Origin of the sequence: Legionella maioricensis, assembly GCF_023618015.1 — a bacterium.
GTDB classification, from domain to species: Bacteria; Pseudomonadota; Gammaproteobacteria; order Legionellales; family Legionellaceae; genus Legionella; species Legionella maioricensis.
Genome location: NZ_JAJKBJ010000028.1, coordinates 24,886 through 38,682 on the forward strand (window position 1 = coordinate 24,886; position 13,797 = coordinate 38,682).

Sequence of the window (13,797 nt, forward strand, 5' to 3'; positions counted from 1 at the left end):
ATCACTCATCAATAAACTGCTTACATTAAATATCCGCAAATACCCGAAGTCAGGGTGGACATTTCCATGCCCTCAGCATGCTCATCGTCTATAGGCACCAACGAGGTTTTTGCCATGAAACTGATTCGCTTGGCTAAAGAACCAATGTCATTGCTTTTTTCAATAAGATTAAGCTCACTTAATACATCATTAATGTTAGTAATTAAACCTTGATCAATACGGGTTACTATTTGGGCCACTTCCGCGGTATTATGACGATTCCAGTGAAAATACACCGTCCGCCAGAACCTAGAGTCCCCTTTGGTGTAATCATCCAAAATAGTACGGGCTTTTTGCATGATATCGACACAGTGAACCGTTAACTCTTCGTAGGAGTCCGGATAACGTCTTAAGGCGATGTGGTCTGCTGGACTTAGAGGCTTTTCAGAACCCAAAGAAACCAGCTTCACGGTAGGAGGAAGGTGAAAAAATAACTCGCTTAATTGCTCGGCATCATAATCCTCAAAGCCATTATCGCTTAAATCAAGGTAGGTTACTCGCTTAGGAATTTTTCTTAATACTTGAATAATAAAAGCCAGGGTCTCGCGAGTTTGTCCAAAACCATTCGCTCTTAAACTCAACTCTGTGGTTCTATTAGGGGTTTTCCTGAAGAGAGCACTGACTAACTCAACGTCATCAAGTCTATTTAATCCACAGCGACTTAAATCCTTTTTCGACGCTTGAGCAATGGTTGCTGAATGAATACGAGCAAGAGCTGTATTAATGGATTCCTGTTTCATAGCGGTGGTAACGCGTGCCGGCAGTTTTCCCGAAATAAGTCCAATGGCCAATTGCTTTTCCATATGGTTACTTTCTTGTTTTGTGGATTCCAGTGCATAGGAAAAAATGAGGGCTACTGCGTTTAAAGGCAAATGGGAGGATTTCAAAAACTGCGTTATCACGAGCCTAAAGTCCGCTAACTGTTTGTGATGAAGAATAGCCCCTGATGGCTTAAACAGGCCTTGGTGATGTCTTGTGGAGGGATAGGCAACTAAAGCCCCATCATTTTGCAAAGCAAATTGATCTTTATCCAGAATAATACGAATGACGCGGCCTGGGATGCCGGTTGAAAAACGATTAAATTGGGAGGACAGCAATCGATCAAAACCATTGCCGGAAAAATCAATTTCCCTAACCTGAGGAGCAAACGTATGAAGCCATTTTTTAAATGTGTCGGGATTCGTACTCAGCAATCTATTGTAACATAATTTGATGGCAACAATATGGGGAGGCAGGTTTGCGAAAATGAACGATAAATCCTCAAAAGGTCTTGAGTTCCAGGTCAGTTCGCTAAAATCAAGGGTATGGACGGTGGACGGTAATCCTTTTAGGCCTGTTGAAAATTCCTGCGCGGATAAGTCAAAGAAATTCATCCGGCTAAAAATAACAGTATCCACATGGGAAGGGATTTTACTCAATTTAATTGCCAGCCGCTTGCCATCCATTGGCGATATGCCTTCCACAGAGGAATAAGCGCTTTGACTTAGTCGCAGCCTTTTAACTGTTTGGGGGAAACCATTAAGAATAACCGCCAGAAAATCACTCTTGATTGATAAGCAATAATTCTCACCCAAATCCACCTCAACAACAGAAGCGGAGATGGCACGCAAAGAATTGGCTAATTTTATCGGGGTGGTTTTCATGGTAAATAAATTATTGTTACTTAAACCTAATCGAACAAGTTTTGGGGGTAAACCGGAGGTTAAGGTATGAAATACCTCTGGGGCTAGTTCGTTTAATTGACAGCTTCCTAAATCCAAATCCTCTAAAGCAGGCGAGAGCAAGGCTAGAAAATTAATAAAATAGGTTTCATTTTGTCTTCCTAAATAAATACCGCTTAAATCAAGACGAAGAATCGTATCAGGTAATACATCGAGAATATTGATTAAAAGTGACGCCGAACAATTAATGTGAAGGGCTTTTACCGTTGGGGTTATATTCCAGAATAACCTGATTATCTTATCTTGAGAAACACCATTGAAACTCATGCCTGATAAATCTAATGAAGTGATGTTCCTCTTTACAGAATCAAGCGCATTATTTAGGCCGTCGATGGAAAAAACAACTAATCCCTCTGGAATATGAGTACACTTAAACGCGAAGGATAACTTAGATACCGTGTCAGGAAGACAAGCAATAAATTGTGGCAACGCAGTACCGATATGAATATCTTTATAAGGAGTTTCAACATAAACGTCAGGACCCGCTTTATCATAAAATTTGGCATCTTTGATGACGTATTCACCACTGAACTTGACGGTTGTAATATATTTAGGGAGGTAAGATAAGGCTTGTGCAGCATTTGGATAAGTTGTGTTCAATATATCAACACCACCATCAAAATCCCCAATTAATTCCAGTTCAGTTTGTGTATTGGGAATGCCTGCAAAAAAATTTCTTATTTCCTTAAGACTTTGATTCTTTAAATCAATTAAGAGGACTTTCCTTGTAATAATTCCTTAATCTTACTAGCCATTAAAATCAATAATTCACCAATTTTCCATAAGTGAATGCATTCAAAGATTTTGCGTTTCGTCTTAGGCGCGTAGTATAAAGAAAGAGCACGTGAAAATCTATGTTTTTTAAACACACAGTGCTCTTTTTTGTGACTTATTACCTGAAGAAACTACGTCATCCCGAACGTAGTGAGGGATCTCCATATTAAAGCACAGAGCCACTTCCATGAGCTCCTTCACTACGTTCGGGATGACCTTTATTGAGAAGCTACTCTTTTTGTTTCTGGAGGATGAGCAAGAAATTAATAGCCATTGTGGCGTAAATCAAATTTATATTAGCTTGACAGGTAACCTGTATTTTAATTTGCATTTCATTAGGGGCGGTTGGCAACAGCCCCTATCAATAAATCAATTTTGTTACTCCTCATGAAAATGGCTATGTCCCACCAGTCTGTGATAATATTCTATGTTTTTACCAGTACAGGCTAAAACATGGATAAAACCTATTCTCCCGAAGCAATAGAACAAGCTTATTACAAAAAATGGGAAAGTCAGCATTACTTTCAACCCAAAGGTGATGGCAAGCGATTTTGTATTATGCTTCCCCCTCCCAATGTAACGGGCAGTCTTCATATGGGGCACGGTTTTCAGCACACAATTATGGATGCTTTAACCCGATATCATCGTATGTTAGGTGACAAGACTTTATGGCAACCAGGAACGGACCACGCGGGGATTTCAACTCAGCTCGTGGTGGAAAGACAATTAGAAGCGCAGGGAATAGCCAGAAAAGATTTAAGTCGTGAGCAATTTTTAGAGTATGTCTGGAAATGGAAAAATGAGTCGGGTAACACCATAACCCAGCAAATGAGGCGTATAGGTGCATCCGTAGATTGGGATCGGGAACGGTTCACTATGGATGAGGGCTTATCTGCAGCGGTGCAAAAGGTATTTGTCCAACTTCACGAAGAAGGTCTGATCTATCGAGGCACACGTTTAGTGAATTGGGATCCCAAACTGGGCACTGCAGTATCTGATCTGGAAGTACTTTCTGAAGAGGAAGATGGATTTCTCTGGCATATTCGCTATCCAGTTGTTGATTCCACAGAGTTTGTGGTAGTTGCTACTACTCGCCCTGAAACCTTACTAGGTGATTCAGCGGTAGCAGTTCATCCAGAGGATCCTCGTTTCCAACATTTGATTGGCAAACAAGTACATCTTCCCCTCTGTGATAGAACCATCCCCATTATCGCAGATGAGTACGTAGACAAAGAATTTGGTAGTGGCTGCGTTAAAATCACCCCAGCTCATGACTTTAACGATCATGAAGTAGGCAAACGACATAATTTACCCTTGATCAATATTTTAAACAAAAAAGCGACTCTTAATAAAAATGCTCCGTTAAGATTTCAAGGAATGGATAGATTTGTTGCCAGAGAACAAATCATCCAGGAGTTAGATAAAGAGGGATACCTGGTAAAAACAGAACCCCATAAATTAAAAGTACCACGTGGGGAAAAATCAAATGTAATCATTGAACCCCTGTTAACCGATCAATGGTATGTAAAAATAAAGCCCTTAGCTGAACCAGCAATTGCCGCAGTAAAAAAAGGAGAAATCCGTTTTATCCCTGAAAACTGGAACAAGACCTATTTTCAATGGATGGATAATATTGAAGATTGGTGCATCAGCCGCCAATTATGGTGGGGACACAGAATTCCTGCCTGGTATGATAGTCAGGGCAATATTTATGTGGGTTATAGTGAAAATGATGTTCGCTTTAAATATAACATTGACGAAGCAACTCCATTAAAACAAGATGAGGACGTTCTTGATACCTGGTTCTCTTCAGCTTTATGGCCTTTTTCAACCTTAGGTTGGCCGGAACGTACCCCTGAACTGGAACAGTTTTATCCCACTTCAGTACTCGTGACCGGTTTTGATATTATATTTTTCTGGGTTGCCCGCATGATTATGATGGGCCTAAAATTCACTGGAAAAGTTCCTTTTAAAGACATCTTTATTACCGGATTAATCCGTGACAGTGAAGGACATAAAATGTCCAAATCCAAAGGGAATGTGCTTGATCCTCTGGATATTATTGATGGAATAGATCTTGAATCTTTAGTAGCCAAACGTACGTCCAATTTGATGTTGTCTTCGGTTCGCGACAAAATTATTAAAGCAACTCGCAAAGAATTCCCTGAAGGCATCAATGCCTATGGAACAGATGCGTTACGCTTCACTTATTGTTCCCTTGCGTCCACTGGTCGTAATGTACGCTTTGATATAGGTCGTGTTGAAGGATACAGAAATTTTTGTAATAAATTATGGAACGCAGCACGCTATGTCTTGCTTAACACCGATGAAGAACAAATTGATTTCGGTGATGGCGCATTCCAATACAGTCCGGCAGATGAATGGATATTATCTCGCCTTCAACGCACCATTAGTAAAGTGCACCATTATTTCGAAACTTACCGATTTGATTTATTAGCCAATACCATATACGAATTTGTCTGGCACGAATATTGTGACTGGTACCTGGAATTATCCAAACCAGTGCTTCAGGATGAGCACGCTCTAAGTGCTCTGAAAAGAGGAACACGCAGAACATTAATCCATGTCCTGGATCAAATTCTAAAACTACTTCATCCCTTAATGCCCTTCATTACTGAAGAAATCTGGCAAAGAACGACAAAATTCACTAGTGAGAATGGCGTCAGTATCATGCTAAGTGCTTATCCCAAAGTGGATGAAGAATTCATTAATGACTCCATTGAAGAAGAACTGGATTGGTTAAAATCAGCAATTCAAGCCTTACGAACCATACGTAGTGAAATGTCCATTTCACCAGCCAAAATAATTCCTCTGCATATCCGTAATATTACTCCTGTGCTTAAAAAACGAGTTGAGAAATACCAACAAACTTTAAAAGCGATGAGTAAAGTAGGTGAAATTCATTACTTAAGCGCTGAGGAAAAAGCACCGGTATCTGCTACGGCTGTATTAGGTGACATTGAACTATTAATTCCCATGGCGGATTTAATAGACAAAGAAGCGGAGCTTTCTCGACTCGCCAAAGAAATGGCTAAACTGGATAAAGACATTAGTCTTGCCCAAGGAAAATTAAGCAACCCTATGTTTACTGATAAAGCCCCGGCTGAAATTATAGCAAAAGAACAAGAAAAACTAATGCAGGCGCAACAAGCTAAAGAAAAATTGATGGAACATCAAATTAGAATTGAGGCGTTGTAATTAGTTTCGAGCCCGGGTTACGGCTACGCCTTCACCCAGGCTACATCCTTTTAGTTAGCGCAGCGTAATCCGGGAAAGGCACAAATCAGGTTTCGATCCCGGGTTACGGCTGCGCCTTCACCCAGGCTACGTCTTGTATCCCTAAAGTTGGCGCCAGTGGATCCAGTACTTATGTCCCTCTTTGAAAACCCAGATAGCCCTATACAATCAAAGCAGATACTGCAGCCTGGCCTAAAGCTTCACTTGGATTAAAATCCATGGATACAGCAAAACCAAGATCCTTATCCTCTTGAATATCTACCCCTTCTTTCAATACAGCCCCGACCCTTTTACTAATAGCCAAAAGAGCAACTTCATCAATATAAGTGAGATATTGCTTGTTATTGCGTATCATTTCAGTCAGGGATACATAAAGTGCGTATTTCAATAAATATAAGGCATCATCAATTAATTGTCCCATAAATTCGAGCTGAGTCTGATCTGAAGCAACACGATATAAATGAGTCAATTGATAATCATAGGGAGAGAATTCATCTTCAAGAAGATCGGTTTTTTCAGACTTATTACATTCGCACCTATAAAAAATAAACCGTTCTGTATGCCTGCTTTTATCAATAATCTTAAAAGAGCCCTGAAATACAAAAGGAGACTCCCAAACCGCAACCAATATTAAAGTTTCTATATTTATAGGTGTATAATTTTGTGTCATATAACGCTCAGGATGGTATAATGCATTTATTTAACAAAAACTGCAGCCGCCATTGTCGCCAATAAGATACACCTAATCGACTTAAAGCAACACAATAGATTCATAAAAATACTGCTATATTATAGATAGGTTAGAAACTAATGGGTGGTTAGCAAAAGACAATATAATGGTATTAATACGGAAAAATGAGGTGAGCATGTCAATAACAGAATACGTCGTTCAATATGGTTTTTCAATTAGTTTATTGGCTAACGCCGCGCTATTTATCCCCCAAATTATTACTTTAATTAAAAAGAAATCAGCCTTGGGTGTTTCATTAGTGACTTTTGTTGGCTTTAATGTCATCCAACTTTTTACCATGTTACACGGATTATTAGAAAAGGATTATTTGCTTGCAGGAGGATATTTATTAAGCATCATTACTTGTGGTTGGGTTTCCTGTTTGATTATTTATTACAAATACGTCAAGACTCATTGATAGCAAGGAATATGATGAACGCGTTTATTGATGAGCAAAACGAGCAACATAATATTCTTTCTTTGCTTCCCTATTCAGAAAATGCTCAATTGGTTAATAAATATCAAAAGCTTAGCGATCTTTATTTTATTAAATCAATTGTAGATTTTTCCATTAGCGCTCTGGAACTCTTCGTGGCAGGCCACTTGGAGTCATTCGATGCTCAAGTAGGAGAAAATCTATGTCAAATCAGAGCCTATAAAATACTTAACCTTGCCAAAAAATGGCTTAACTCTAGCGAATCCAGGAATCAGTTTATTCAGGAGATTGAACTATTTCGAAATTATAGAGTACAACTGGAACATACTATTTTTAATTGGGAAAATGCAATCAAGCACTCAAAAATCTATAATAAAAACCTTGATGGCAGAGAAAATATTAATGAGTTTTTTGCAAGACATCAGCTCCTGCTTTCATTAAGCAATGATTTTATTTTCATCATTGCCTGTTATTTCTTAACTCATTTCAATATTCGAGAAAATAAGATACCGGTTGCCATCAATTTGGAATACATCAGTAGAGAATTTCATATCTCCAAATACAAGTCAAAAAGACTGACCCATAAATACCAACAACTGATTTGTACCTTAGGATGCAATTTCATAATAAAGATTGCACACGACTTACCCAAAGAACATGGATTTACAGACGTTTTACCTGCCCTATACCAAATATCTGATGAGGATCGTGCAGTACTGCCCTGTTATATAGTCAGTGAAATAATCTTTTATCACTGTATTAAAGAGCAACTACCAATCCTTTTTATTGTCCATCAACTATCAGAACAAAATGGACAAGAAAATGATAATGCAGTTATTTATTTTTTATTAATGAATACAGAGAACCACAATACGCTCTTACTCGCTCAAGGCCAACAGTACCTGACACGACATTGTATGGTCGTATCTGGAGAGGTGCGTTATCCACTAGATGCACTCAATGAATCCCCCAAAGAATATATTGAGCGTGCATTACGCGAAACACCCTTGAAATTAATTTTAGCGAATACAGCCAGCCATCCTCAGTACTCCGGTAAACGGCTGGAGTCCTTTCGAGGAAACCCTTTTGAATTGATGAACTCCGATGATGGTCTGGAGAGTAAAAAACTGCATGAGAATAAACTAATTCTTATGCAACAATTTGCCTTGCATTCAGGATGCTCTAGACAAAATCCATCACTCTTTTTCTTACGGCACATTTATGCCAGTACGGTAACAGAAGAGATAAATCAATTAGAAAAAAATTATATGGGGTCTACGTTTGACGCCTATCAGGTGATTAACCCATAAATTTAGGAAAGATATATTATGGCAGATAAAGATTTTTATAACTTCAGTCAAACTGATTTATATAAGCAAATGATTGAGACTACCCCAGTACATATGTACTGGAAAAATCTAAAATTTGAATATTTACTCTGCAACTTATTGCAGGCAACAAATCTGGGTTTTGCCTGCCCCGCTCAAATTATCGGCAAAACGGATTACGATCTGTTCCCCAAACAGATGGCCGACCAAATTAGAAAAAATGATCTGGAGGTGCTTTTTAAAAAAGCCCCCTGTATTTTTGAAGAACAAGTGTGCGATATCAGTGGAGTGAACCAGATATACCTGACCCAGAAAATCCCTATATTAAACAAGCAGGGAGAACTGTGTGGAATTGCGGGTATTTCAATCAATATAACCGCTAGAAAGAACGCAGAAGAAAAGATCCGCCTTGAAAAAGAAAAGGTTGAGCTGACTCTTGCAAGCATTATTGAAAACTTGCCAGGGCATGTGTATTGGAAAAATAAAGACTCGGTTTATCAAGGATGCAATTTAGCCCAGGCAAAATCGGCTGGATTTTCAGATCCTAAAGAAATGATTGGTAAAACAGATTATGAAATGCCTTGGCAGCACGAAGCAGATATTCTAAGAGAATCTGACTTGGCGGTAATAAATAATAAAGAAACCCTGACCAGAGAAGAAGCCTCGCAACTGGCAAATTCAGACGAAATCTCTATCTTTTTATCTAAAAAAGCCCCTTTATATAATAAAAATGGTGATGTAATAGGGGTTTTAGGCGTTTCTTTTGATATCACTGATCGAAAAAAGATCGAACAAGACCTCTGCCAGGCCCAAATGGCAGCTGAAACAGCCAACCAGGCAAAATCTGAATTTTTACGCAATATGGAACATCAATTACGCACTCCGTTTAGTGGGATTTACAGTATTGTCCAGATGCTTGCCGAAGCTGAAACTGAGCCTGAAAAAAAGGAACTACTTGAGCTTACCTATGGCTCAGCAAAAGAGTTCCTTGATTTATTAAATGACATCATCGATTTTTCCCGTTATCAGACAGAATACACTGCAGTACTTGCCAAAAAATTCGATTTGAAAAAACTCATTGAGAAAACAGTGACCATGCAACAGGCAGCTGCGGTTTCCAAAAAGCTTAAATTAAGTTCTGAGTATGAGACCGATTTACCTACAGTTTTTATTGGCGATCCCTATAGACTTCGTCGAATTTTATTAAATTTACTAAGCAATGCTATTCGTTTTACTACAAAAGGACGCGTATCTGTTCAAGTGAAATTAGGTAAAATGATTGATGATAAAAATCTTATCTTGCAGTTAATAGTCATTGATACTGGAATTGGAATTTCACTTGAAAAACAATCTCTGATTTACGAAAAATTTTATCGTATCCATCCTGCTAACCAAAATAAATACTCAGGTGCAGGACTTGGCCTACATATCGTGAAGCAGCTTATGGCTGATTTGGAAGGGGAAATTGAATTGTCCAGTAGTCCAGGAAAAGGTACCACCTTCGTTTGCACCATACCATTCAAAAGACCACTGCTAGATATCATCATTGATGAAAATGAAGATTAACCGACTAAAGACAAGACCTCTATAAATTTTAGTATGGCCAGTAGGATTATTAGAAGTCATCTTAAAAGAGAAAGTTAAAACTATTTTTCCTGGACTTAAATTAAAATAAGTCACTTTATTGAAGCAATATTGGTAGAATGTGCCTTATTGCTTTAGAAACAGGATTTAAAAAATGGATGGGAATGAAGAACCGCTGCAGCCATCTTCTAAGAATTCGATTCCTTATGGTAGTATTGCTTTCCTAACGTCCGCTATGGCAGCTTATGCTATGATGCGTAAAGGCAATTATAGGGTTGCATTGCTTCTTTATCAGAACAAAGGCGGCGGCGGATTGAATTTATACAAACAACAAAGTGATGGTCAATCAAAACGCTTTTTTGCCATTGATTACCACCCTTTTTGGGATAACACGACAAAGCAAAATGCATGGAAACTTCATTATCATCGTGGTGAAAACCTTAATCAGATGAAAAAACATCGTCCCTACCAAGGAGGATGGTAATACGTTTCACTATAGAAACTCATTGCAAATACAATAGTAGGCAACGTCCCTGAAGTTATTTTATACACCACTCTCTGAGATTACCTCGATCTACCCCCTCTCCCGCGCTAGTGTGTAAAAAAACTTCAGGGACGTTGCCTAATATCAGTAAATGCGATTAGTTATCACTGTGCCTAAAAATTGACTCAATTATTCTTTATCGTTATACTTTTCTATTTCTCAGTGGGATTTTCGGTATGCCAAATTTTTTTATGGGTCTTCTTAATGCAGGTCGTTATACGCTTCATGCCTATATGAAAGGACCTTCCAAGACTATTGAAGAAATGCGGCAAGCACAAAGTAATCGTTCTCTTGCCTTTACCGAAATGATGACCCATCTCACTTATACACCTCAGCAAATTTTAGCCCGAAAACAGTATTGGTGTTCACAAACCTTTTTTTTAGCCCAGTTAATTAAAAACTACCCTGAAGAAATAAAGGCAATAACCAATACTCCGATTACTGCTGATAATGAAACCGGTTTGCTTGATGCCATAAATAAATTACTGATTGCTTTAGATGATCAAGACTGTCTGCAAAAATTTATTCTTCTTTTAAAAGAAGACAGTATAAAAGCCCAAATGACTCAGATAGAAAAAACAGTCCCATCTTCATCTCAACATTCGGGTATTCAGTTTTTTTGTGGTGATGTTATCCAATTGATAAACGATTTATCCGCCCAAGGAAAAATGGTTGTTGCGGATAATGCCCCCAACTCTCATCGAGATGGAGCTGCGAAGTATTCTGCAGGCTCTGTTGAAGAATTGTTTTCCCGTTATACTGACGAAGCATTAAAGATGGTATTGCATTTTGACGATGTCCATCAACGTAATAATGAAAAAGGACAGTATGCCTATACAGAAAAATCAGAACCTATTGATGTAGCAGATTATCAAAAACGTTATCTCAAGATGGTACTGACTATTTGCGCCAATCTTGTTGAGAAAAAAGAGTCCTATCTTGAATCAGAAGATTTTTTTAATGATTTATTTACTTCTTTTCCCAATACTAATAACGAATTGGCACAATTACCTATTTATTTCGATATGCAAAATAATGTCTATGAGGTTCCGGTGGATGGTGGCTTTACTTCTACTCATTGGTTTACCGATACAAAAAATCTGAACTCAGTAGAGAACATTTTTTCGTTATTGGAAGCACCTCCGACTCTTACCCCTGTGACTGTAGTCAGTTATGCAGCTCCTGATTTACGTAAAATGGAAACATCACCGCTGGATGCTCGCTCCACGTCAAACACGACATTACAAAATCCCAGAGGTGAAGGTACCTTAGGATGCATGTTATCGGCGGGTATTTCTTTGCAATGCCAACAGGCAATTAAATTAGCACAACAATATAAAGAAAAAGGGATCAATCAACCTGTAGCGGTTGTGTTTGTCATGCCTGGATGTGGTGCCTTTAATAATCCTGAAAAAACGACAGCAGCCCATTTTATCAGTACGATTAAAAATCATTATCCAGAACTTGCCAAACATAACATCACCTGTCATATCGTAGAGTATAATACCAGGATGTTGAATCTATTGGTGCATACAGATGAGTTATATGGAGCAGAACTGGGTCAGCTCAATGAAGTAATTAATCAATTGACTGATCCAACCATTCGTCAAAAGGCAATCACCGTAAGAGAACAGATTCTTAAGCTTTATGAAGGTGGTGAACAACCCGGCATTCTCGCTCATCACCTTACCTTAACCACTCAATTGTTGATGTCTCAACCTGGTGAAGCGCGTCGGACAATTACTGCCGAATACCAACAAAATGCCTTGCGAATGCAAAAAAATACAAATGCTTTGTGGAATATTTTAGGAGCTGCCATGATTCTTTTAGGGGCTGCTGTAGCCGCAGGGGGAGTTGCTTTAGGAGTTACTGGTGTTGGTCTGGTTCCAAGTACTGCCCTGATAGCGGGAGGGAGTGCTTTACTAGCAGTGGGTATAGGACTGTTCGCCAAAAATGATCGTAAGGTCCTTATAAAAATGACTGATGATTTAGTTGATGAAAGTAATAACTCCATGAGCAATACAATAAGCAACTAATCCGAGTTGATTCAAAAATCGTACAACTCCATCACCTCCTCCTCACGGCATCTCGAGCCTCCTCACGGCATCTCGAGCCTCCTCACGGCATCTCGAGCCTCCTCACGGCATCTCGAGCCACCTCACGTCATCTCGAGCCATCTCACGTCATCTCGAGCCTTGGCGAGAGATCTCCTGGTTATAGCACGGTACCCAATTAAGGAGATCTCTCGCCAAGGCTCGTGATGATGTGAGAGAGTAAATGATTATCCCATAAACAAAAAACGCGCTATAGAAATCATTATAGCGTGTTGATAAAGAACACAGCAGGTTATTAAATTAAGCCATCCCACAGTACACTTTATTTAATCCCTTTGTTCATTACTACATCAGGAACATTCTTTACGATTTCACCTGAAGATGAGGCAAAAAACGTTTGGCCTGCAGACTCCCAAAACTTAGGTGAGCTACCTCTTAATGCCATAATACCAAGCACTATTAGACCTGGGAAAATACCCGTCAAGATAATACCTAATATAGCCGCAGCGTTAGCTGTATAGCGTTTCCATGTGGGATCACGGTGCGTTTTAATTACTTGATCCGCATCATTTAATTGCTCGTAGAACTTAGTCACTTTTTCACTAGGCCTAATTACAGTCTTATCTTGAAGAGTTGCATATAAATCACTTACTGCATCAAATTTTTGCTTAAGTTGCAAAGCCTTATCGTCAGGCCATATTATAATCTTATTAACCTGAGTAATAAGACCTGATACATCATTAACCTTAATATCGAGTGAAGGAGCTACTGATTTTTGTATTTCCCGAGCAAGATGCACTAAATAATTTTTAGTTAATGGGGTCAGTTTATCCCTAACAATTGAGTGGCATTGCAATTCAATATCACTATTTAAGATATCTTGCAGAGTGGTGTTTTGTTGCCTCAATTGCTCATTATCATCTTGAAGGAAGATATTTTCCTGAATCAATTTGGCACTTTCATCTGCCACGCTTTCTTTTTCTTGCTTTAAGTCTCTAACAGCATGATCATATTCCCTAGCCTTAAGTTGAGCATCTTCCCGCAAGAGACGGATTTCTTCGCGGCTTTGAGTATCTAACTCTTGCAGCTGCCGGCGTAACTCAGAAATATCTGTAATGAACTTTTCTTGATCCTTAACGTGAGCCTGTTCAGCAGAACGCCATTTTTCATTCAATTGTTGATTTAGCTCTTCTTTTTCCCGAGTCAGACGTTCGGTGGTCTCTTTTAACAATTGGGCCGCTTTTTCTGCTTCCTGTTTCAATTGCTCCTTGTACTGTTCCGTCGTACTCGCAACACGTTTTTCCAATTCCTCGATCTTTTGTTCGCTGT

8 protein-coding genes and 1 pseudogene are annotated in these 13,797 nt (G+C 38.9%); 6 read left to right on the top strand and 3 right to left on the bottom strand.

The annotated features are described in order from the left end of the window. Positions 1-20: 20 nt before the first annotated feature. Positions 21-2,360 carry a DUF5617 domain-containing protein gene (locus LOX96_RS15595; RefSeq protein ID WP_250424303.1) on the bottom strand — a complete coding sequence of 780 codons (2,340 nt, stop codon included), beginning with the start codon at positions 2,358-2,360 and terminating at the stop codon, positions 21-23. A 627-nt stretch (positions 2,361-2,987) separates the two neighbouring features. On the opposite strand from LOX96_RS15595, the gene LOX96_RS15600 reads away from it, so the two are divergent. Further along, on the top strand, positions 2,988-5,753 hold the full coding sequence (locus LOX96_RS15600) for a valine--tRNA ligase (protein WP_250424302.1): 2,766 nt from the start codon (positions 2,988-2,990) through the stop codon (positions 5,751-5,753). Between the two features lie 199 nt (positions 5,754-5,952). Here LOX96_RS15600 and LOX96_RS15605 read toward each other — a convergent pair whose 3' ends face one another. After that, positions 5,953-6,462, bottom strand: a complete 510-nt coding sequence (locus tag LOX96_RS15605; RefSeq protein WP_250424300.1) for a hypothetical protein — start codon at positions 6,460-6,462, stop codon at positions 5,953-5,955. Between the two features lie 196 nt (positions 6,463-6,658). Here LOX96_RS15605 and LOX96_RS15610 point away from each other — a divergent pair, with 196 nt between their 5' ends. From LOX96_RS15610 to LOX96_RS15630, 5 genes are all read left to right on the top strand, one after another. After that, the gene (locus tag LOX96_RS15610) at positions 6,659-6,940 is read left to right on the top strand and encodes a PQ-loop domain-containing transporter (protein ID WP_250424298.1); all 282 of its coding nucleotides are present in this window, start codon (positions 6,659-6,661) and stop codon (positions 6,938-6,940) included. 11 nt (positions 6,941-6,951) lie between these two features. Next, on the top strand, positions 6,952-8,268 hold the full coding sequence (locus LOX96_RS15615) for a hypothetical protein (protein WP_250424295.1): 1,317 nt from the start codon (positions 6,952-6,954) through the stop codon (positions 8,266-8,268). Positions 8,269-8,286: 18 nt separating this feature from the next. Beyond that, positions 8,287-9,852 (top strand): PAS domain-containing sensor histidine kinase, encoded by a 1,566-nt coding sequence (locus LOX96_RS15620; RefSeq protein WP_250424293.1) that lies wholly within the window; start codon positions 8,287-8,289, stop codon positions 9,850-9,852. A 172-nt stretch (positions 9,853-10,024) separates the two neighbouring features. After that, entirely contained in the window at positions 10,025-10,354 is a 330-nt protein-coding gene (locus LOX96_RS15625) for a hypothetical protein (protein WP_250424291.1), read from the top strand. 236 nt (positions 10,355-10,590) lie between these two features. Beyond that, entirely contained in the window at positions 10,591-12,450 is a 1,860-nt protein-coding gene (locus LOX96_RS15630) for a hypothetical protein (RefSeq protein WP_250424290.1), read from the top strand. 340 nt (positions 12,451-12,790) lie between these two features. On the opposite strand, the pseudogene LOX96_RS15635 reads toward LOX96_RS15630, so the two are convergent. Next, positions 12,791-13,797 (bottom strand): annotated as a pseudogene (locus tag LOX96_RS15635) (hypothetical protein); the annotation flags it as partial.